This is a genomic window from Sphingomonas sp. HDW15A (assembly GCF_011301715.1).
Classification (GTDB): domain Bacteria; phylum Pseudomonadota; class Alphaproteobacteria; order Sphingomonadales; family Sphingomonadaceae; genus Sphingomicrobium.
In genome coordinates, this window is sequence record NZ_CP049870.1 from 756,486 (window position 1) to 776,526 (window position 20,041).

Annotated in this window: 20 protein-coding genes and 1 tRNA gene; 11 read left to right on the forward strand and 10 right to left on the reverse strand. The window is 61.8% G+C overall.

Translation table 11 applies throughout. The features are described from left to right. Nucleotides 1-271 precede the first annotated feature (271 nt). Nucleotides 272-994: a DUF2336 domain-containing protein gene (locus tag G7076_RS03970; RefSeq protein ID WP_166200587.1), complete on the forward strand. Its 723-nt coding sequence runs from the start codon at nucleotides 272-274 to the stop codon at nucleotides 992-994. Next, on the forward strand, nucleotides 987-2,324 hold the full coding sequence (locus tag G7076_RS03975) for a HAMP domain-containing sensor histidine kinase (protein ID WP_166200589.1): 1,338 nt from the start codon (nucleotides 987-989) through the stop codon (nucleotides 2,322-2,324). Before G7076_RS03970 ends, G7076_RS03975 begins: the two co-directional genes overlap by 8 nt. Here the strand turns inward: G7076_RS03975 and G7076_RS03980 are convergent, their stop codons facing one another. From G7076_RS03980 to G7076_RS04000, 5 genes are all read right to left on the reverse strand, one after another. Continuing rightward, complete coding sequence (locus G7076_RS03980; protein WP_166200591.1) at nucleotides 2,325-3,611, reverse strand: citrate synthase; 1,287 nt, start codon at nucleotides 3,609-3,611, stop codon at nucleotides 2,325-2,327. It lies immediately after the preceding gene. Next, entirely contained in the window at nucleotides 3,611-5,020 is a 1,410-nt protein-coding gene (gltX, locus tag G7076_RS03985; RefSeq protein ID WP_166200593.1) for a glutamate--tRNA ligase, read from the reverse strand. Before gltX ends, G7076_RS03980 begins: the two co-directional genes overlap by 1 nt. 194 nt (nucleotides 5,021-5,214) lie before the next feature. After that, the gene (gene lexA / locus G7076_RS03990) at nucleotides 5,215-5,871 is read right to left on the reverse strand and encodes a transcriptional repressor LexA (protein WP_166200595.1); all 657 of its coding nucleotides are present in this window, start codon (nucleotides 5,869-5,871) and stop codon (nucleotides 5,215-5,217) included. A gap of 59 nt (nucleotides 5,872-5,930) precedes the next feature. Beyond that, entirely contained in the window at nucleotides 5,931-6,509 is a 579-nt protein-coding gene (locus tag G7076_RS03995) for an aminodeoxychorismate/anthranilate synthase component II (protein WP_166200597.1), read from the reverse strand. After that, entirely contained in the window at nucleotides 6,509-8,464 is a 1,956-nt protein-coding gene (locus G7076_RS04000) for a peptidyl-prolyl cis-trans isomerase (RefSeq protein WP_166200599.1), read from the reverse strand. The genes G7076_RS03995 and G7076_RS04000 overlap by 1 nt, the downstream gene beginning before the upstream one ends. A gap of 80 nt (nucleotides 8,465-8,544) precedes the next feature. Here G7076_RS04000 and tpiA point away from each other — a divergent pair, with 80 nt between their 5' ends. From tpiA to trxB, 5 genes are all read left to right on the forward strand, one after another. Next, nucleotides 8,545-9,294, forward strand: coding sequence for a triose-phosphate isomerase (gene tpiA, locus G7076_RS04005; RefSeq protein ID WP_166200601.1), 750 nt, complete (start codon nucleotides 8,545-8,547; stop codon nucleotides 9,292-9,294). 54 nt (nucleotides 9,295-9,348) lie between these two features. Further along, nucleotides 9,349-9,891 carry a preprotein translocase subunit YajC gene (locus G7076_RS04010; RefSeq protein ID WP_166200603.1) on the forward strand — a complete coding sequence of 181 codons (543 nt, stop codon included), beginning with the start codon at nucleotides 9,349-9,351 and terminating at the stop codon, nucleotides 9,889-9,891. 56 nt (nucleotides 9,892-9,947) lie between these two features. Beyond that, on the forward strand, nucleotides 9,948-10,301 hold the full coding sequence (gene secG / locus G7076_RS04015; RefSeq protein ID WP_166200605.1) for a preprotein translocase subunit SecG: 354 nt from the start codon (nucleotides 9,948-9,950) through the stop codon (nucleotides 10,299-10,301). 106 nt (nucleotides 10,302-10,407) lie between these two features. After that, nucleotides 10,408-12,042: a CTP synthase gene (locus G7076_RS04020; RefSeq protein ID WP_166200607.1), complete on the forward strand. Its 1,635-nt coding sequence runs from the start codon at nucleotides 10,408-10,410 to the stop codon at nucleotides 12,040-12,042. Between the two features lie 31 nt (nucleotides 12,043-12,073). Beyond that, nucleotides 12,074-13,039 carry a thioredoxin-disulfide reductase gene (gene trxB / locus G7076_RS04025; RefSeq protein WP_166200609.1) on the forward strand — a complete coding sequence of 322 codons (966 nt, stop codon included), beginning with the start codon at nucleotides 12,074-12,076 and terminating at the stop codon, nucleotides 13,037-13,039. Between the two features lie 15 nt (nucleotides 13,040-13,054). Here trxB and G7076_RS04030 read toward each other — a convergent pair whose 3' ends face one another. Continuing rightward, the gene (locus G7076_RS04030; RefSeq protein WP_166200611.1) at nucleotides 13,055-13,462 is read right to left on the reverse strand and encodes an ATP-binding protein; all 408 of its coding nucleotides are present in this window, start codon (nucleotides 13,460-13,462) and stop codon (nucleotides 13,055-13,057) included. Between the two features lie 48 nt (nucleotides 13,463-13,510). Here G7076_RS04030 and G7076_RS04035 point away from each other — a divergent pair, with 48 nt between their 5' ends. Further along, nucleotides 13,511-13,945, forward strand: coding sequence for a FecR domain-containing protein (locus G7076_RS04035; protein ID WP_166200613.1), 435 nt, complete (start codon nucleotides 13,511-13,513; stop codon nucleotides 13,943-13,945). Next, entirely contained in the window at nucleotides 13,942-14,520 is a 579-nt protein-coding gene (locus tag G7076_RS04040; RefSeq protein ID WP_166200616.1) for an OmpA family protein, read from the forward strand. Before G7076_RS04035 ends, G7076_RS04040 begins: the two co-directional genes overlap by 4 nt. On the opposite strand, the gene G7076_RS12660 is transcribed toward G7076_RS04040, so the two are convergent. From G7076_RS12660 to G7076_RS04060, 4 genes are read right to left on the reverse strand one after another with little or no spacing between them, the layout of a single operon-like run. Beyond that, nucleotides 14,517-16,055 carry a SpoIIE family protein phosphatase gene (locus G7076_RS12660; protein WP_166200618.1) on the reverse strand — a complete coding sequence of 513 codons (1,539 nt, stop codon included), beginning with the start codon at nucleotides 16,053-16,055 and terminating at the stop codon, nucleotides 14,517-14,519. The genes G7076_RS04040 and G7076_RS12660 overlap by 4 nt on opposite strands. Next, nucleotides 16,049-16,603 (reverse strand): CHASE2 domain-containing protein, encoded by a 555-nt coding sequence (locus G7076_RS12665; protein ID WP_166200620.1) that lies wholly within the window; start codon nucleotides 16,601-16,603, stop codon nucleotides 16,049-16,051. The genes G7076_RS12660 and G7076_RS12665 overlap by 7 nt, the downstream gene beginning before the upstream one ends. After that, complete coding sequence (locus G7076_RS04055; RefSeq protein WP_166200622.1) at nucleotides 16,581-17,540, reverse strand: MBL fold metallo-hydrolase; 960 nt, start codon at nucleotides 17,538-17,540, stop codon at nucleotides 16,581-16,583. The genes G7076_RS12665 and G7076_RS04055 overlap by 23 nt, the downstream gene beginning before the upstream one ends. A gap of 28 nt (nucleotides 17,541-17,568) precedes the next feature. Beyond that, nucleotides 17,569-17,928 carry an STAS domain-containing protein gene (locus tag G7076_RS04060; RefSeq protein ID WP_240913866.1) on the reverse strand — a complete coding sequence of 120 codons (360 nt, stop codon included), beginning with the start codon at nucleotides 17,926-17,928 and terminating at the stop codon, nucleotides 17,569-17,571. Between the two features lie 91 nt (nucleotides 17,929-18,019). Between G7076_RS04060 and G7076_RS04065 the strand changes: the two genes are divergently transcribed. Both G7076_RS04065 and ccoN read left to right on the forward strand, forming a co-directional pair. Next, nucleotides 18,020-18,104: transfer RNA gene (locus G7076_RS04065), tRNA-Leu, on the forward strand. Between the two features lie 288 nt (nucleotides 18,105-18,392). Then, on the forward strand, nucleotides 18,393-20,033 hold the full coding sequence (ccoN, locus tag G7076_RS04070) for a cytochrome-c oxidase, cbb3-type subunit I (protein WP_166200624.1): 1,641 nt from the start codon (nucleotides 18,393-18,395) through the stop codon (nucleotides 20,031-20,033). Nucleotides 20,034-20,041: the final 8 nt, after the last annotated feature.

Here is a 20,041-nt window from a genome sequence, read left to right on the forward strand (position 1 = left end):
CTGCATTTGCAGCAGACCGCCCGGTCGACCCCGCGCGCCCGCGCGGACCTAGCCGCTTGGCTACGGTTCGTCGGGATTTCTTCCTCGATCCCGCCGATCGCCTCACCGAGCAAGAGAGGGCGCTCATGTCGGCGATGCTGGGCGATTTCGTTGCGACGCTGGCCGGCGAGATCGGTCTGGTCGCAGGTGATCGTCCAGACGCCACAGACACGTCCAGGATTCTCTCGAAGTTGACAAGGTCGGGCCTGCTCAATCGGGGGGGCTGTTATCCTTGATGCTTCGCCGTGCCGACGAACATCGTATCGCCTCCGCCTTTGCTTCACACGCGGGGCCGCGAAGGTTGCCGCTGCTCTCGCGGCTGGTCGGAGATCCCTCGCCGGCCATTGCGTCCGCCGCGATGGCACTGGTCATAGCACGCGGACGGCGCCGTGACGGTTTTGGACAACCAAGGATCGAACTCAGCGACCTCGCTAAGGACGATGTCATTGCATTGGTTCATGCAGTCGCTGCGGCGATGTGCCCGTCCGGCGCTGCCGAAGCCGTTTATGCGGGGGCTGCTGAACAGACTGTTGAATCGGTCCGCTACGAAGAGGCACTTGACCGGGCAGTCGAGCAGCTTGCGGCCGCACTCGATCAAGGTCCGGACAAAGAGGATCGGCTGATCGAAGAGGCTTCCGGTGAAGGCGAAGCGGCCTTGGCCGCGCAAATCATCGCCCGCCGTGCCGGGATAACCTCGCAGGCCGCATGGGACCATCTTCTCGACGCTGGCGACGGCGGATTGGCGCTGCTCGCCAGAATGGCGGGACTCGGCCGCCAGTCGGCTGCGCGACTTATCGCGGATTTTGGAGCTTTGACCGGGACGGCGTCGATCGAAGATGAAATGGCTCGCTTCGATACCTTGGATGAAAAGGAGGTAGCGGTAGCCTTGGCGCACTGGCGGCTTCCACGACCGTTCCGGATCGCCCGCACCTTGGTGAGAAACGGCAATGGCTAGCGCGGCCGGCAACGGCGACTTGGTGTGTGGACGCGTCGACTCTGCCGGCAGGCTGGTCGAGGCGGACAGCATGCTCGGTCGCCTGCAGCAGGAAGCTGGCGCGCGCGTCGGCGAGAGGTTGATGCTCCCGCAACTCGCGGCAGTCGCGAGGCTCGTTCGCAAACTCGGGATCGCGGTTGCGCGGCCAGCAGTGGTGGCTGGCCGTGACTACGACGTGGAATTGTGGGTGCGCGGCGAGCCCGATGGCGATGATGTCCTCATTACGATCGAGAGCTGGCGACGCCGGCCGCCCCAGGGCCCGAGGCTTGAACAAGCCGCCCGTGGAGAGGACGTTCTACCGGCAACCCGTGGCGAATGGGCCACCGACAGCGAGCTCAGGATCACGGAATTATCTCCCGATCTCGCGGAGCTTCTTGGGGTCGGAATCGGCGAAGCAAGCGGTCAGCCTTTAACGCGGCTTGTTCGCCTGCTGGAAGGCGAAGATGGCGCGATGCCGATGTTGCTTGCAGTAGCGTCCCGCGCTTCATTCAGCGACCAGAGAGCGGCAAGTCGGTCTGGACAGTCAACGCAGCTCGTTCTCGAGGGCACGCCGGTACTTGCCGCCGACGGCTCGTTTGCTGGGTACCGCGGCCGTGCCCTGCCTGAACACAAAGCCAAGCCTGCCGCCGCGAACGAAGCTGGACCCGGGATACTGGGCCTTGATCCCGCTCTGGATCACGCGCTGCGGTCGCCAATTGACCGCATCATTCGCGCAGCAGAGGGTATCGCGGAGCGCTCGGAGGGTCCGCTGCGGAGCGACTACGCGGCCTACGCGGGCGACATTGCCGCCGCTGCCCGCCATCTCTTGTCAGTGATCCGGTCCATGGTCGACCAGCCTCCGGAGCTGCAATCCCAGATCGACCTTGGCGCCTCCGCGGACGAAGCATTCGGACTCGTCGAGGCAGAGGCGGAAGAAAGGTCCGTCGTTCTCCAGCGTGAGGGGGCGCAGTCCCTGGACGCGGTGGGCGACCCAAGGGCAGTCATTCAAATTCTCGTGAACTTGCTGGCCAATGCCGTGCGCCACTCGCCAATTGGCGGAAAGGTGATCCTTTCACTTGTCGCCGGTACGGATTTCGCGTCGGCTTGCATCAGCGACGAAGGTCCGGGGATCGCACCTGCCGACCAGGAACGGATTTTCGAGCGCTTCGAGCAAGCTCAGCCGAGCGGTGGCGCGGGCCTGGGTCTCGCAATCGCTCGTCGCCTTGCGCGATCAATGGGCGGGGACATCACCCTGGTGAGCGCGCCCGGCGAAGGCGCACGCTTCACATTGAGCCTGCCCCTCGCCAGGTAATCAGCGCTCGCTGACAGGAACGTAATCTCGCTGCGTTGCTCCGACATAGAGCTGACGCGGGCGCCCGATCTTCTGCTCGGGGTCGGAAATCATCTCGTTCCACTGCGCGACCCAACCCACGGTGCGGGCGAGAGCGAAGAGGGCGGTAAACATGTCGGTCGGGAAGCCGATCGCATTGAGGATGATACCGGAATAGAAATCGACGTTCGGGTAGAGCTTCTTCTCGATGAAATATTCGTCGCTTAGCGCAATTTGCTCGAGTTCGCGGGCGACGTCGAGGACCGGATCGCTCTTGCCGAGCTCCTTCAGAACCTCTTCTGCAGTCTTCTGCATGACCTTCGCGCGCGGGTCGTAGTTTTTGTAGACGCGGTGCCCAAAGCCCATGAGGCGGAATGGGTCGTCCTTGTCCTTGGCCCGCGCCACGTAATGCTTGATGTTCTTCACGTCGCCAATTTCGCGAAGCATGTTGAGCGCCGCTTCATTGGCGCCGCCATGCGCCGGACCCCAAAGGCAGGCAATTCCAGCGGCGATGCAGGCGAACGGATTGGCTCCCGACGAACCGGCGAGGCGAACAGTCGAGGTCGACGCATTCTGCTCGTGGTCGGCATGAAGGATGAAAATCCGGCGCATCGCGCTCTCGATGACCGGATTGACCTCATATTCTTCCGCGGGAACCCCAAAGGTCATCCGCAGGAAGTTACCCGTGTAGCTCAGTTCGTTCTTCGGATACACGAACGGCTGGCCGATGCTGTACTTGAAGGCCATCGCCGCGATCGTCGGCATCTTGGCGATCAGGCGGTGCGACGCGATCAATCGCTGGTTCGGATCGGTGATGTCCGTGCTGTCATGGTAGAACGCCGAAAGCGCACCGACGACGCCGCACATGATTGCCATGGGATGGGCGTCACGGCGGAAGCCGCGATAAAAGGTCGCAAGCTGCTCGTGCAGCATCGTGTGGTAGGTGATGGTATTCGTGAACTCGTCCAGCTCCGACTTTTTGGGCAGGTCACCGTGGAGCAGGAGGTAGGCGACCTCCATGAAGGTCGACTGCTCGGCCAGTTGGTCGATCGGATAACCGCGGTGAAGCAGGATGCCCTGGTCGCCGTCAATATAGGTGATCGCGCTCTGGCAAGATGCGGTCGAGGTAAAGCCGGGGTCATAGGTGAACTTGCCCGTTTGACCATAAAGCTTGCGAATATCGATGACCTCGGGACCAACAGACCCGGGCAGTAGTGGATAGGAGAAGTCGCCCTCGGCGGTATTCAGGGTGACGGTCTGTTCGGTCATCAATGAGCTCCAGAAATCTGATCGGCGATGCGGGCGAGGCTTTCGTCGCGGCCTAGAAGGACCAGCACGTCGAAAATGCCCGGCGAAGTCGTTTTGCCTGTCAGCGCCGCGCGGAGCGGCTGCGCGAGTTTGCCTAGCTTAAGTTCGTGTTCTTCTGCAACCTTTCGCACCGCAGCATCCGTGGAATCGTGTGTCCATTCCGACACTTCCGAAAGAGCCTGGTGAGCGAGGCGAAGGTGTTCTCGCGATTCGACTGTCAAAAGTGCAGCGGCTTTTTCCTCGACGGAAATCGGTCGGCTTGCGAACAGGAAGGCGGCGCCCTCCGCCAGCTCGTTCAGATTGTGAGCGCGAGCCTTGAGCTCCGGCATCGCCTGGATGAGCAGTGAGAGGTCTTCGTAGCTTAGTCCGAGCTTTGGCGAGGCCAGGGTGGCAAGCCGGGCGTCGTCGGCCTCCCGGATGTAATGGCCGTTGAGGTTTTCGAGCTTCTTTAAGTCGAAGCGTGACGGCGACTTGCCGACGTGATTGACGTCGAACCACTCCACCGCCTGATCGCGGCTGATGATCTCGTCATCTCCGTGTCCCCAGCCGAGGCGAAGGAGGTAATTGAATAGGGCTTCGGGCAGAATCCCCAGTTCGTCGCGGTAGGAATCAACCCCAAGCGCACCGTGGCGCTTGCTCAGTTTTGCACCATCATGACCGTGAATGAGGGGAACGTGGGCGTAGGCAGGCTCGGGCCAGCCCATGGCGCGGATGATCGCCAACTGCCGAAAGGCGTTGTTGAGGTGATCGTCGCCTCGAATCACGTGAGTGACGCCCATGTCATGGTCATCGACCACGACGGCCAACATGTAGGTCGGCGTGCCGTCGGAACGAAGCAGCACGAAGTCGTCGATCTCTGCGTTGGCAACGGTCACCTTGCCCTGGACGAGGTCGTCGATGACCGTCTCACCTTCCCGAGGCGCCTTGATCCGGACCACGAAGGGTTCACCCTCCGGCCAGTCGTTTCGATCGCGCCACTCGCTTTCGATGCGGAAAGGACGGCGATCCGCCTGAGCCCTTTCTCTCCGCTCGGCGAGCTCGGCCGAAGTCAGATAACAGCGGTAGGCAGCACCCTTCTCGAGCAGCTGGTGGGCTACCTCCGCGTGGCGCTTTTCAAACTGCGACTGGAAATAGGGCTCTCCATCGCCTTCGATGCCGAGCCACGAGAGGCCGTCAAGAATGGCATCGATCGCCTCCTTGGTGGAGCGGACCTTGTCGGTATCTTCGATGCGCAGGAGGTATTTGCCGCCGTGGTGGCGGGCAAAGAGATAATTGAACAGGGCGGTGCGGGCACCGCCGATGTGCAGATAACCGGTTGGGGAGGGGGCGAAACGCGTGACGACGCCCTCGATTTTCGGACTAGCGCCCAAGCTGGGTTCCTCTGTTAGATCCTGGCGGATGGATGAGCTGAGCGGCCCCTAACATAGAGGAACAATCGCCGAAACCGGTGCTACTTCACTTTTTCGGACGGGCGGAAAGGCGGGTCCGAGGGCCGATCAATTTCCTGATCTGATGGGTGAAGGCCCGACTGAGCGGATGTCGAAGACCGCCAAGATGCTCTTGATCAGTAGCGGCGGATCAAGCCGGCAAGCCGCCCCTGTATCTGGACCTGGTCCGGGCGATAGCGTTGGGCCTCATAAAGACGGTTCGCAGGATCGAGACGGATCATCTGGCCTTCGCGCCGGAAAGTCTTGAGCGTGGCTTCCTGGTCATCGATCAGGGCAACGACGATCTCGCCCTCCCGGGCAGTATCGACCTTGCGGATGAGGGCGAAATCGCCGTCAAGGATACCTTCCTCGACCATCGAGTCGCCCGACACCTCGAGCGCGTAATGCTCGCCGGGCCCCAGCAGAGCGGCCGGTACCGAAAAGGTCTCGGTGCCCTGCAAGGCCTCGATCGGAGTACCTGCAGCGATCCGGCCATGCATTGGAATCTCGATCGTGTCATTTGCGGCCGAAGGGACGACGATACGCTGCGGTAGAGCCGAGACGACAGACGGCGCGACCGTCTCTGGCATTTTCACGACTTCAAGAGCGCGGGCACGATTAGGGAGGCGACGGATGAAGCCGCGTTCCTCGAGGGCCGAAATCAGGCGGTGAACACCGGATTTTGACTTGAGGTCGAGTGCTTCACGCATTTCGTCGAAGCTCGGCGATATGCCGCTCTCATTCAGTCGGTGATTGATGAACTTGAGCAACTCGTGCTGCTTGGCGGTCAGCATATTCGGCGCACCCCGATGGAGAACGAATGCGGAACGTGTATCGAACGCTTCAAGTCTCGTCAAGAACAGGTAGCAATGAAAGCCCGCATCAGCGCGTGACCATGTTCGGAGGCGACGCTCTCGGGGTGAAACTGAACGCCATGTACCGGCGCTTCAGCGTGGCGCACGCCCATGATTACACCGTCATCTGTCCAGGCGTTGGCTATGAGCCGCGACTGGACAACCTCGGTGATGGCCAGAGAGTGGTAGCGCGTGACGCTCATCGGGCTGGGAAGGCCGGCGAATAGACCGCTGTCGTCGTGGGAAACGCGACTGATCTTGCCGTGCACTGGCCGCACCTTTCCAACAGTCTGTCCGCAAGCGATCGCGATAGCTTGATGCCCGAGGCAGACTCCCAGCAGTGGCAGCTTCGTCTCAATGCATGCTTTCGTTAGGGCGACCGAAATGCCGGCATCTTCGGGTGCGCCGGGCCCGGGCGAAATCATCACGCCCTGAAAGGCCCCGGCGAGCGCCTCTGCAACGCCCAACTGGTCATTGCGGCAAACCGTTACATCGGCTCCTGCCGAAGCGAGATAGTCGACGAGGGTAAAGGTGAAACTGTCGTAGTTATCGAGGACGAGAATCCGCGGTGCGGCCATCAGCTCCCGCCGCCGATGATCCGCCGCTTTGCCTCGTCGATCGCTTCCTGGTTGCGCTTGACGCCCACGTCGGCCTCGATCGCCTTGGTGTACTGCTCGGCATATTCTGTCGCCAACGGCTGCTGGAACTCGCGCTGAATCTGGCTGACCAGATTCGGCTGCAACGTAACGTCGCCGGGCACGACCTTGGTGACCTTGACGAGAACGAAGCCGCGTCCGCCGGGGTCGGCTACCATTCGGCTGCGTCCTTCGGCCAGGCTGAACATCATTTTCAGCGCCGGCGGCACCTCAGCGCCCATCTGCGCGAGCTGGATACGCCTGACCGTCTCGTGCCGGGGGGCGGGTATGGAGACTTTCGAACCGGTCGCTTTAACGGCGTCAGCCATGGAAGCGCCCTTTGACAGTGCGCTTGCCGCCTTGGCCGCAGCGCTCCGGGCCTGCTCGATTGCCTGCTTTATCTTCCAGTCCCGGGCAACCCGGTCGCGGACCTCGGCAATCGGTGCCGGAGCGGCCGGCATGACCTGATCCACGCCAACCAGCACGTAGCCAGCCTTCTCACCGAGCGTTTCAACGACCGGATCGTCGCCCTGACCAAGATCGAAGCCGGCGCGAAGGGCAGGAGCCAGTTCCGCCGGGAACTTGTAGTCTGGCTGGCGAGGAGCAGATCCCGAGGCCGTGATGGCGGGCGTGCGGAGCGGCTGGATGCCCGTTCCTGCTAACGCTTCACTAAAGTTCTTGCCGTCGGCAATGCCGTCTTCGATGCCGGCAATCAGGTCGGCCAGGGCATTTTCGCGCTTGTCCGATGTGAGCTTCTCCGCGATCTCGCCGCGAACGGCTTCGAGCGAACGACCACCGATATTCTGCAGACCGTCTATCTTGATGACATGCCAGCCGAGCGTCGAGCGCACCGGGCCGACAATGGCGCCGCTGCCGGCATTGGCGGCGAAGGCCGCGGCCGCGACTTGCGCGCTGGTGAGCTTGGCAAATTCCTCGCGGGTCTGGGGCCCCACCGAGATGTCCGAGGCGGAATAGCCCAGAGGCTTGGCGGCGTCGGCGAAAGCCTGCCCTGAGCGGAGTTTGGCAGCCAGCGCGTTGGCAGCCTGCTGCGACGGCAGGACGACCTGGCTGATCACCCGCTGTGATTTCGAGCCGTATGTCGCCTGGTTGGCGCGATAATAGTCAGCGATTTCCTTGTCCGTGGCGGCTACTTTCGCCACCTGCTCCGGCCCGATCCGCGCAATGTCGATCACCCTTTGCTCGGGAATGGTGTAGCGCGCGAGGTTGGACCGATAGAACTGCTGCACCTGGGCATCGCTTGGGTCGCCGATCGTCGCGAGGAAGGTTTCGGTCGGGAACAGAGCGACATCGGCCTCTCGCACCTCAAGCTGCATCGCCGCGTACGGCCTTGCGATTCCGACCGGAACGCGCGGCTCCGCAGCTGCCGGCGCAAGCATGATACGGTTGATCAACAGTCGGCTGATCTGCTGGCGCAATTCCGTATCGGTCATTCGGATCTGGTTGAGGAAGCGCGCATACGCCTCCTCGCTGAACCGCCCGTCGAGACCCTTCGTCTGCGGCAGACGCGCGATCTCCGCATCGACCAGTCGCTTCGACAAGGTGATGTCCTGCCCAGATGCGAATGCCGCGAGGGCTTTTTGCTGGAGCAGCGAATCGAGCATCGGCTGGAATTCGTTCGCGAGCGCAGAGTAGTCTGCTGACGGGTTCTGCTGGCGAACCTCGGCGAGCCGGCGCTGAAGCTCGGCGCTGAACTCGCGCTCCGTCAGTTCCTCGCTGCCGGCCTTGGCGAGCGTGTTCTTGGACAAGCTGCCGCCGAAACCGCCCACGGTCCCCGTGATGTCCTGCAGGGCAAAACCTGCGAGGATGGCGACGAAAAACAGGACCATGATAATGCTGCCGACCATCGATTTGGACAGGCGGCGAAAGGAAGCGATCATTCTTGTCTCGATACGTTGAAAAACTCGAGCGTCGCTTTACGGGCGGCTGACAAGGACAGCAAGTCGAGGAAGGAAAGCATATGGCACGGCGATACCTCGTTGCCGGAAACTGGAAGATGCATGGGCTTGCCTCCGATCTTGGGGAGGTTGCGGCCATTGCCTCCGGCGCCGAGAGACGGCCGGACGTCGACGTCGCGCTATGCCTTCCGGCGACCTTGATAGAGCGGGCTGCGCGCGCCCTCCCGGCATTCGCAATCGGCGGCCAGGATGTTCATGCCGAAGATAAGGGCGCGCATACGGGCGATATTGGCGCAGCGATGCTGTCGGACGCCGGGGCGTCGCTGACGATCGTCGGCCATAGTGAGCGGCGCGCCGATCATGGCGAGAGCGACGAGGGGGTTCAGGCGAAAGCCGCCGCGGCGCTTGCGTCAGGGCTCGATGTCATCCTCTGCGTCGGCGAGAGTCTGGAAGTGCGAAAGAGCGGACAGGCGATCCCCGAGGTCGAAAGGCAGCTGCTGGCGTCGCTCCCCGAGTTCGAGGGCAATCCTTCACGTCTGTCTGTAGCCTACGAGCCAATCTGGGCGATCGGGACAGGGCTCGTGCCATCGCTTGAGGATATTGCGGCCATGCATGGCGCGCTCCGCCAACAGCTCGTCGATCGCTTCGGGGCAGCCGGCGGGGACATGCGAATCCTCTACGGCGGTTCGGTCAAGGCGTCGAACGCAGGGGAAATTCTCGCAATCGACGACGTCGATGGTGCGCTAGTAGGTGGCGCGAGCCTGAAATCGGCGGATTTCCTTCCGATTGTCGAGGCTGCACCACAAAGTTGAACTCCCGTTTCGATCTGTTAAAAAATCAGGGCTTTCAACGAGAAGGAACGAAAATTGAAGCTCTTCACGCCGGTCCGCCTGCTTGGAGCCCTTGCCATCGCGTCGCTCGCTCCGGCGATGCCCGTTGCTGCACAACCCGCAGCCTTTGACCCCGCGACGATGGTCGGCCAGGCGGTTCTGGACCCTGCCGGTAAGCCCGTGGGACAGGTAACCGGTCAGCGTGACGGCCTCCTTTTCATCAAGACCGACCGGCACGAAACCAGCTTGCCAATATCGAGCTTCACCTATCAGCAGAAGAAACTCTACATCGCCTTCACGCAGGCCGAGCTCAATGCCGAGGTCGACAAGACGGTCGCGCTCATCAACGCTTCGCTGACGCCGGGCGCAGCCGTAAAAGGCATCGGCGGCAATGTCATCGGCAAGATCCACTCGCTCGATGCGCAATATGTCGCCATCGACCTTACGAGCGGCCAGACCATCCGTGTTCCCCGGAATAGCATTGCCGGGACGGCCCAGGGTGCGGTTATCGGCATGACCAAGGAACAGCTTGAAGCGGCGCTATCCAATCCGAAGCCGCCCGCGCCAAGCAGCAATTGAACTTCAGCCGCCGCGCGTCTATCTGCCCCGCCAACGCTTTCTCTGACGGATAACGCATGTTCACCTTCCTCCTTATCGTCCAGACGATCATTGCTGCTGCTCTGGTCACCGTTATCCTGATGCAGCGCAGCGAAGGCGGCGGGCTTGGCGTCGGTGGATCGTCGTCGGGCTTCATGACCGCCCGCGGCGCGGCGGACTTTCTCACTCGCTCCACGGCGATTCTCGGCGGGCTTTTCGTGGTCATGTCGATCGTCCTGGCGGCGGTCGCCGGCATTAGCCGCGAACAGGCTCGGGTCGACACCTCACTGGTCAACCAGTCGGCCCCGGCAGCACCGGCCGACGTGCAGCCGGTAGCACCTGCCCAGCCGCAGCCGGCTGAGCAGAATTCGGCCGTTCCGCTCGCCCAGTAACCCGAGCTTTTTGCTGCCTAAGGGCCGCCAAGGCAGGACATTTTCACAAAATAGTTGATTCGGGTGCTTGCCAGAGTGCGCAGGCAGTCCCTAAGGCTCGGCTCCCATGGCGCGGTTCATATTTGTCACCGGCGGCGTGGTCTCCAGCCTCGGAAAAGGTCTTCTCGCGGCGTCCCTCGGGGCGCTTCTTCAGGCGCGTGGATTCAAGGTCCGAATCCGCAAATTCGACCCCTATCTGAATGTCGATCCGGGCACGATGAGCCCGTATCAGCATGGCGAAGTCTATGTGACCGACGACGGGGCAGAGACGGACCTCGACCTCGGGCATTACGAACGGTTCACGGGCGTTGCTTCGCGCCAGTCTGACAACATCACGTCCGGCCGCATCTATCGCGACATCATCGCCCGGGAACGGCGCGGCGATTATCTTGGCGCGACCGTCCAGGTCATTCCGCACGTGACGAATGCCATCAAGGAATTCGCTCTCGCCGACATCGAGGGCCTGGACTTCGTGATCTGTGAGATTGGTGGGACTGTCGGCGACATTGAGAGCCTACCGTTCGTGGAAGCTATCCGTCAGCTTCGCAATGACCTGGGCCGCGACAGCTGCTGTTTCGTCCATACGACATTGGTGCCCTATCTTGCGGCGGCCGGTGAACTGAAGACGAAGCCGACCCAACATAGCGTCCGCGAATTGACCAGTTACGGCATCCAGCCCGACGTTCTGCTGTGCCGCGCGGAGAGGCCGATCCCTCAAGGCGAACGGGCCAAGATTGCCCTGTTTTGCAACGTGCCCGCATCCGCGGTGATCCAGGCACTTGACGCTCGTTCGATCTATGACGTCCCCCTCCAATATCATCGCGAGGGATTGGACGACGAGGTCCTGCGGGTATTCGGCATAAGCGATGCACCTGCGCCAGACCTGGCACGCTGGGAAGACATCATGGACCGCGTCGATCACCCGGAAGGGGAGGTCACGATTGGCGTGGTCGGAAAGTATGTCGGCCTTCAAGATGCCTACAAGTCGCTTCGCGAGGCGCTTGTCCACGGAGGCCTGGCCAATAGGGTCAAGGTGAACATCCGCTGGATCGATGCGGAGGTCTTCGAGATGGAAGAGGCCGACCTCGCTGCGGAGCTTGAGCCGCTGCACGGCATTCTCGTCCCCGGTGGGTTCGGCGAACGCGGAAGCGAAGGCAAGATCGCCTCAGTGAAGTTCGCCCGCGAACGCGAGGTTCCCTTTTTCGGAATCTGCCTCGGCATGCAGATGGCTTGCATCGAAGGCGCGCGAAACACGGCCGGGATCGAAAAAGCTTCGACCACGGAATTCGGCGAGACAAGCGAGCCCGTGGTCGGCCTCATTACGGAGTGGATGGGGCCGGAAGGCTTGCAGAAGCGAAGCGCTGAAACGGATCTTGGGGGAACAATGCGGCTAGGTGCTTATGCCGCTAAGTTGAGCCACAACAGCAAGGTCGCCCAGCAATATGGAACGACCGAAATCAGCGAGCGCCACCGCCATCGTTACGAGGTCAACGTCCATTATCGTGCCGCGCTGGAGAAGGGCGGACTGATTTTCTCGGGAATGTCTCCCGACGGTGAGTTGCCCGAAATCGTGGAACGGCCCGACCATCCATGGTTCATCGGCGTTCAATTTCATCCCGAATTGAAGAGCCGGCCGTTCGAGCCCCACCCCTTGTTCAAGGGGTTCATCGAGGCTGCGCTCCACCAGTCGCGGCTTGTTTGATGGTCGCCCGTCGCCCAGTTAAGGTCTCGCAATGAGCAATATAATCTCAACCCGTCTCTTGGTGCTCGGATCCGGACCGGCCGGCCTGACTGCGGCGATTTACGCTGCTCGCGCGGGACTCTCTCCCGTCGTCGTTCAGGGGATCCAGCCGGGCGGTCAGCTGACCACGACCACAGACGTCGAGAACTATCCTGGTTTCCGAGACGTCATCCAGGGTCCTTGGCTGATGGAAGAAATGCAGGCCCAGGCCGAGCATGTTGGGACCAAGGTGGTGTGGGACCACGTCAATGACGTCGATCTCAGCCGGCGTCCGTTCGTCCTGAAGGGCGATAGCGGCGAGTATCATGCCGACACGCTCGTGATCGCGACTGGTGCACAGGCCAAGTGGCTCAATCTTCCGTCGGAAGAGCGGATGAAGGGGAAGGGCGCCAGCGCCTGCGCTACGTGTGACGGTTTCTTCTACCGGGGGAAAAAGGTCGCCGTGATCGGCGGTGGCAATACCGCGGTTGAGGAAGCCCTGTACCTCACCAATCACAGCCAGGACGTAACCCTAATCCACCGGCGCGATTCTTTGCGTGCCGAGAAAATCTTGCAGGACAGGTTGTTCGCCCATCCGCACATCAAGCTCATGTGGGACAGCGAAGTTGCCGAGTTCGTCGGCGGCGGAACGCCCGAGACCCTGGTTGGGCTCGACGTACGCAATGTGAAGACCGGCGACATCACCCGCCTCGATGTTGATGGCGCCTTCGTGGCCATCGGTCACAAGCCCGCCACCGAATTGTTTGCCGGCAAGCTCGAACTCGATGAGGACGGCTACATTAAAGTCGAGACCGGCACGACCCGGACCAGCGTCGAGGGCGTGTTCGCCTGCGGCGACGTCATGGACAAGATCTACCGCCAGGCGGTGACAGCCGCAGGCACCGGATGCATGGCCGCGCTCGATGCTGAAAAATTCCTGGCTGCAGAGGAATTCGCTGCGCTCGAAGCGGCAGAATAGCGCTAAAGGCGATAATCAGGCCCGCAGGTTTAGCTCAAGCCAGTTGAGTCCGCCTTCGCTACGGTAATCGAGACCATCCGCCCAGGCCCTGACAAGCGGGATGCCTGAGCCGCCGCCGGTCTGCGGGTCAGGGTCACGGTCCATCAAGACACGCTTCGGATTGAAGTGCACACCGTCGTCAATCAGCGTCAGGTGAATTCCGGCAGCCAGCTTTTCCATCTTCCCGTCGATGAATACGGCGGAGCCTGACGCCCCGTGACGCAGGATGTTTGCAACCAGTTCTTCGACTACGATGGCCAGGCGGGCAGCCAACTCGTCCGGAAGTGCCTCGTCGCTCGCGAATTCGTGGGCGGCGGTCACTGCGATCAGGATAGCGGCCTGGTCATCGCCGCCGATTTCCCGAGATATTGAAAAGCGTTTCACACCCATCTTACTAATGCTAGATAAGCGCGCAGCCTAGGAGGTGAAGCTTTGGCAAGGAAAATCGCGCTTCTTACGCTGATTGCCTGCCTTGGCATCGCCGCTCCGGCGGCGGCCGAGATTGGCCGGGTGAAATCGAGTGTGGGACCGGTGCAGATCCAGCGCGGCAGCACACAGCTTCCAGTGCGCCCCGGGCTCAAGCTGGAGCAGGGCGATTACATTGTCACCGGCAAGAACGGGCGGCTCGGGATCGCCTTCATCGACGATACGCGATTTGCCGTCGGACCGAACAGCAAGGTCCGCCTCAGCCGGTTCGGATACGACCGGACCCGCCAGACCGGCGAGTTCGTAACCGAGGTGGATCGCGGCTCCCTGGGTGTCGTCTCGGGCAAGATTGCAAAGTCGAAGCAGGACGCGATGAAGGTTCGAACACCGACGTCCATGCTCGGCGTGCGCGGCACCAAGTTCGTCGTGGATGTCAAGTGAGACACGGGGCGAGCCTTGCTGCGGCGTTCCTGCTCAGCGGCTGCGCAACGTCATCGGTGACCTTGCTGGCGGATGACGGCTCGCCGACCAGCGGTGCCCTTGCCGTCATCGAGCAGGATGGAAGCGAAACGGTCCTCAATCAGCCGATGACCGCGGGCAAATTGACAAAAGGCGAGACAAAGGTCCGCCCGGTCAAGGAATTGAAGCCGGCCTACCAGCAACTGGTCGGCGGGCTGCCGCCCGCCCCGGCGCATTTCACGCTCAATTTCGTTCAAGGCACTACTGAAGTGACGGCGGCATCGCGCCCGGTCCTCGATCTCATCCGCAAGGAGGTCGCGAACCGGCCGGGAGCCGCAATCGAGGTTGTCGGCCACACAGATACTGTGGGTTCCGAGGCCGATAACGACCGTCTGTCCCAGGAACGGGCCTCCGAGGTCGTCAAGGTGCTCGTCGGCGAGGGCTTTTCTGAAGACCTGCTGTTGGCGGTCGGGCGTGGCGAACGCGATCTGAAGGTCAAGACCGCTGACAATGTCGCCAACGAAGAAAATCGCCGTGTCGAGGTCGTCGTTCGCTAGGCGGGCGCCGCCTTCAGTCGCGCAACCAGCACCGTCAGATCGTCGCTGGGCTCGGTCTCCCCCTCGAACAGGCGGACGCGTATCGCCAGGTTCTTCGCGGTATTTTCGGCATTTTCGCCCGCCGTATCCTTGGCCGCCGCGATAGCCCCGGAAACGCCAAAGAATTCCCCATTGCCGTTTTCCGCTTCGCTGACCCCGTCGGTGATGAGGATGAGCGAATCTCCCGGGCCTAGCTGGGCATGTTCTTCCTTGTACGGAAAGTCGCATACGCAGAATGGCGGGCCGCCCGTCATGGCCACAGAGTGAATTTCGCCGTTGACGGTCCGGATGATCGGGTTCTCATGACCCGCGTTCACCATGGTGACCTCGCCGGTCGCGCAATCGAGGATGGCGATCAGCATGGTCACGCCCATTGCCTCGTCGGCATCGCGCAGCAGCTCGCGATTGAGCGAGGAAACGGCGTCACCCAGTTCCACCTGTTTGCGGCTCAAAATGCTCCTGGCGAGCCCCTTTGATAGGGCCATGTAGAGAGCGGCTGGGATGCCCTTGCCGGTGACGTCTCCGATGACCAGCAAGATCCGGTCTTCATCGAATTTCGAGGCGTCATAGAAGTCGCCGCCGACCGAGCGCGCAGGATCGAGCTGGCCGCTGATTTCGACGCGCTCGTCGAGCTTCGACAGCCTTTCGGGGCCGGGGACCATTCCGAGCTGGATCGAACGCGCGGCCTGTAATTCGCCTTCCTGGCGCGCCGACGAAATGCGTTGCTCGATCAGGGCTGCCGCGAGCCGCTCACGTTCCGCCTTCGCGCGGATGAACAGCAGGGCGAGAAGGGCTAGTGCTGCCCCCGCGAAGATCGTCAAAGGTCGTGCCGGGTCGAACAGAAGGTTCTCGCGATCGAACGCCGTCCAGGATGCGATGGGAAGTGCAGCGGCAAGCACTGCCGCTCCAAGGAGCCACCATCGACGGGTGAGCGCAGCGAGAACGACAAGCAGTGCGAGCATTGCGCCCGCCAGCCATTCCGCGGCAACGACCCACGGTGGACGCTGTAGCCAGCCGCCTGTCAGGATGGCGTCCACCGCCTGCGCCTGGACGTACACCCCATAGCCTTCGGTTTGCAGTGGCGTCGCGACCAAGTCCGCAGAACCCTCGGCTGCCAGCCCAATCAGGACAGCCTTGCCGGTGAAGGCATTTGCAGGAACTGCGCTCTGCGTCCCTTCCTCTTGCGGGATCATGGCCATGACCCGGTCCGCAGAATAGACCGCCTGTCTCGGTATTTCGCCGAAGCGAAGCCGAATTCGGCCATCCTTTTCCGCTGGAATGGCGTGTGGGCCGATCTTGAGCCGAACACCGTCCCAGCGCATGGCAGGGGCACCGGCGGAGAGCCGCGCGAGTTCCGCAGCGAACCCCGGGAAGGCCCGATTGCCCGCGATTACCGTCAATGGGACTGACCGCACGATCCCGTCGCTATCCGGGGCGCCATTGAGCATCGCGTGTCCGAAAGCCACGTCGTCGAGTTCCGGAATGCTGGTCAGCACCTCAGGGAAGCGAAGCGTCCGTGGCGGGGCTTACCTTCAACCAGTGGGTCGGCAAGCAGGACGTTTGGATCCGAGCCGTCGCCTTTAATGCCGAGGCGCCCAAGCACGGTCGGCGCAGCGCCGAGCGTCTGCGCGAACATCGAGTCCATCGTCGGCAGCTCTCCGATCTCCTCGCGCCGGCTCGAAGGAAGTTCCGGATAGAGGGAAGCGAAATGCTCTGGGTTCAGGCGGTCGTTCTCGGGAAAGATCATGTCGAAGCCGATCGCCTTCGGCTTCTGACGCGCGATCTGCTCAGTCAGCCGTGCGAGATAGTAGCGCGGCCATGGCCATCCGCCGACCGTGGCAAGGGACGCCGGATCGATCAGCACGACGGCGACGCGGTCTGTCGAAATCTCGCGCGGCGCGCTTCGTTGCCACGAGTCGAACAGTATCCTCTGGATCGTCTGGCCTGCGAGCAGGCTGATCATTGCGCCGACCACCGCGCCGAAGAGTACGACTGCCGCACCCTTCAGGCGCGAGGACAGGCTAGAGAACGACTTCGAGCCCATCGTAGGAACAGATCACTTCGAGAGGCTCGGCAAAGCGGGTCAGTTCCTCGTAGCGGATGCTTTCCCGATGCATCCGCTGGATGTCGCGGTCCGAATAGGTCGGTTCATGGTGGAATAGGGCGAGTCGCTTCGCCGCCGCTTCGTGGCAGAGATCGATCGCGGTGATGTTGCTGCTGTGGCCCCAGTCTTCCTTCATCGCGACCGTGTCGGCCAGGGAATACATGGTGTCGCAAATGACCAGATCAGCTTCTCGGAAGAAGGCGACAACGTCGGCCTCGCCGTCCATGCGGTTGATCTTGTGCTCGCTATCCGTGCTGTAAACCGCGACTTTCCCGGCGGCGTCCTCGAAACGGTATCCGTAGCTCGAGTGCGAATGCTGCTGCTCGACCAGGGACACTTTCACCGAGCCAATGTTGTAATCCTGACCGGGCACAAGTGTACGGAAACTGATGTCCGCTTTCAGCCAATCGAACGGAACAGGGAAGGAGATCTCCTCCTGCTGGCGGCGAAGCGCCTCCTCGGCATCGGCATGGCCCGCGTGAATGACAATCTTCGCGCCCGGATCGAAGCCGGGAACGAAGAACGGGAAGCCCATGATATGGTCCCAGTGCACGTGGGACATGAAGAAATGATAGGTTCGAGCGTGGCCCGAAGCGCAGCGCGCCATTGCGTCTAGCCCGAACTCGCGAAGCCCACTGCCCATGTCGCAGATGAGAAACTCTTCGCCGGCTTCGATTTCGACGCAGCTTGTCGCGCCGCCGTAGGTTCCCGCGACCGCGAACTCCAGATTATCGTCGATCCAGGCAGCGGCTTCGTCGTCGGTTTCGAAAGCGAGGCCGTTCGCCGCCATGAGCGCAGCGATGACCTTGTCTCGGACAACCTCGGCCTTTTGCGCGACCGGCAGCGAACCCCGTGTTCCCCAGAAGCGGACGATCATCGCTTGCTCGGCTCCCCTTGGATCGACGTCACCCGGCGATGGCGTCAGCAGTCCTTTCGAATACCGGGAAGATCATGTCGTAGCGACTGATCGCCAGAATCTCGCGCATGATGTCATTCGGCTCGGAAAGCGCGATCTTCACGCCATTCTCGTTGCCGTTGCGCTGGGCAAGGGTGAGGGCCCGAAGGCCGCGCGAGGACATGTAGGCGACCTGGGACAGGTCCAGTGCGAGAAGTGCTTTCCCGTCAGCCTTTGCCGCGCCGATTTCGTGAAGCAGGCGATCCGCGAACTCGGTCGCCGTGGACTCGTCAACCCGCCCTGCTGGGCGAACGACGTGCGCGGCAGTCGCTGAATCGATGTTCCAGCCAAGGCCCCCGTCACTCATCATTTCACCCTAAGCTTCATGCCTTGCTTTTCCTAGTGTGCTCGCCAGTCTTGCAGCCATCAGGCGGATGGGTTAGCGCCCGCCGGACCCACGGGCCCCTGTGGCGGAATTGGTAGACGCGCTCGACTCAAAATCGAGTTTCGAAAGAAGTGTCCGTTCGAGTCGGACCAGGGGCACCAAAATCGCGAGCGTTTGCCGCCTGCGTCCCGGTTGGCCGCCTTTTCACTTCGTCTTGAACGACCTCCTCCGCCCGTAGTTCGATCATTGGCTACGTCCTGCCGGAGGCTCCAGAAATCGGGTTAATCACCGATATCCGCCAAGCCGCAGCTTCCTAAACTGACTATCTTCGCGGCGAAGCTGATGGGGGGAGCGCGTCTCGCGTCAAATGCGTCCGCGATCCCGCCAGTTTGATTCCTATCAAAACACTTTGCCGCAATGCAGCGTAGGTCGACCGCAGGAGACGCCTGATGGATGCCACTTTCACCCGCGGTTTCAGCTGGATCTTGCTTGCCGCGCTTGCGCTGCTGGCAGCGACGGCTGCGCACGACACCGGTTTCATGATTCACATGCTGATTTTCGCGGCCGCCGGGACAATCGCCGCCTTCGCAACTGCGAGCCAATTGGCAATCCTGCAGCCGAGTGCCCGCGATCTGGCCAGCCGTTACGACGACCAGCTGATCCGGATCGGCACCCTGCTGACCGTATTCTGGGGTGTGGTCGGTTTCCTCGTGGGGTTGGTGATTGCCGCGCAGCTGACGTTCCCGCTGCTCAACGTGGAGCCCTATCTCAACTTCGGCCGGCTGCGGCCGCTTCACACTAGCGCGGTCATTTTCGCCTTCGGTGGAACGGCTCTGATAACCACCAGCTTCTACGTCGTGCAGCGGACGTGCCGGGCGCGCCTCGCCTTCCCGAACATCGCCAAGTTCGTCTTCTGGGGATACCAGTTGTTCATCGTTCTTGCGGCCACTGGTTACGTCCTGGGTATCAGCCAGGCAAAGGAATATGCCGAGCCCGAATGGTACGTTGACCTATGGCTGACGGTGGTCTGGGTGGGCTACCTCATTGTCTTCGGCGGCACGATCCTGAAGCGGAAAGAACCGCATATCTACGTCGCGAACTGGTTCTACCTCAGTTTCATCATCACGGTGGCGATGCTTCACATCGTCAACAACCTGAACATCCCCGTGAGACTGTTCGGCAGCGAGAGCTATCCCGTCTTTGGCGGCGTCCAGGGCGCCCTCGTGCAATGGTGGTACGGCCACAATGCCGTCGGCTTTTTCCTGACCGCCGGCTTCCTCGCGATGATGTACTACTTCGTGCCCAAGCAGGCCGAGCGCCCGGTCTACAGCTATCGGCTGTCGATCGTTCACTTCTGGTCCTTGATCTTCCTCTACATCTGGGCGGGTCCGCACCACCTCCACTACACCGCGCTGCCAGACTGGGCCCAGACGCTCGGCATGGTGTTCTCGATCATGCTGTGGATGCCGAGCTGGGGAGGCATGATCAACGGCCTGATGACCCTCAACGGGGCATGGGACAAGCTTCGGACCGATCCGATCATCCGCATGATGGTCGCCGCGCTCGCCTTCTATGGCATGTCGACTTTCGAAGGGCCCATGATGTCGATCAAGTCGGTCAATTCCCTGTCCCACTATACGGAATGGACCATCGGTCACGTTCACTCGGGCGCGCTGGGATGGAACGGCATGATTACCTTTGCCGCCATCTACTTCCTCGTGCCGCGCCTCTGGGGTCGGACCCGGCTCTACTCCCTGCGCATGGTCAACTGGCATTTCTGGCTGTCGATCGTCGGAATCGCCATTTACGCCTCGTCGATGTGGGTTGCCGGGATCAGCCAGGGCCTCATGGCGCGCGAGTATGGCGATGACGGTTACCTCGTCTACGCCTTCGCCGACATCGTGAAGACGATGCACCCCTATTACCTCATGCGGCTCACGGGGGGTGGCATCTACTTCCTCGGCGCACTGATGATGGCCTTCAACGTCTGGAAGACCGTCAAGGGCGAGTTGCGCAACGAGGCGCCGCTCCATTCCGCAGCCTACGACCCCGCGGCCGACAAGCCGGCGGTGGCCGCCGCCAACGCCTGAGGACCGCG

What these genes read in the sequence shown, in the direction of transcription:
- G7076_RS03975 (WP_166200589.1), top strand. Translation starts at nt 987, where the DNA reads ATGGCTAGCGCGGCCGGCAACGGCGACTTGGTGTGTGGACGCGTCGAC.
- G7076_RS04000 (WP_166200599.1), bottom strand. Translation starts at nt 8,464, where the DNA reads ATGATCGCTTCCTTTCGCCGCCTGTCCAAATCGATGGTCGGCAGCATT.
- secG (WP_166200605.1), top strand. Translation starts at nt 9,948, where the DNA reads ATGTTCACCTTCCTCCTTATCGTCCAGACGATCATTGCTGCTGCTCTG.
- G7076_RS12665 (WP_166200620.1), bottom strand. Translation starts at nt 16,603, where the DNA reads ATGGGCTCGAAGTCGTTCTCTAGCCTGTCCTCGCGCCTGAAGGGTGCG.
- lexA (WP_166200595.1), bottom strand. Translation starts at nt 5,871, where the DNA reads ATGCTGACCGCCAAGCAGCACGAGTTGCTCAAGTTCATCAATCACCGA.
- G7076_RS04055 (WP_166200622.1), bottom strand. Translation starts at nt 17,540, where the DNA reads ATGATCGTCCGCTTCTGGGGAACACGGGGTTCGCTGCCGGTCGCGCAA.
- trxB (WP_166200609.1), top strand. Translation starts at nt 12,074, where the DNA reads ATGAGCAATATAATCTCAACCCGTCTCTTGGTGCTCGGATCCGGACCG.
- G7076_RS03995 (WP_166200597.1), bottom strand. Translation starts at nt 6,509, where the DNA reads ATGGCCGCACCGCGGATTCTCGTCCTCGATAACTACGACAGTTTCACC.
- G7076_RS04060 (WP_240913866.1), bottom strand. Translation starts at nt 17,928, where the DNA reads ATGATGAGTGACGGGGGCCTTGGCTGGAACATCGATTCAGCGACTGCC.
- tpiA (WP_166200601.1), top strand. Translation starts at nt 8,545, where the DNA reads ATGGCACGGCGATACCTCGTTGCCGGAAACTGGAAGATGCATGGGCTT.
- G7076_RS03980 (WP_166200591.1), bottom strand. Translation starts at nt 3,611, where the DNA reads ATGACCGAACAGACCGTCACCCTGAATACCGCCGAGGGCGACTTCTCC.
- G7076_RS04020 (WP_166200607.1), top strand. Translation starts at nt 10,408, where the DNA reads ATGGCGCGGTTCATATTTGTCACCGGCGGCGTGGTCTCCAGCCTCGGA.
- ccoN (WP_166200624.1), top strand. Translation starts at nt 18,393, where the DNA reads ATGGATGCCACTTTCACCCGCGGTTTCAGCTGGATCTTGCTTGCCGCG.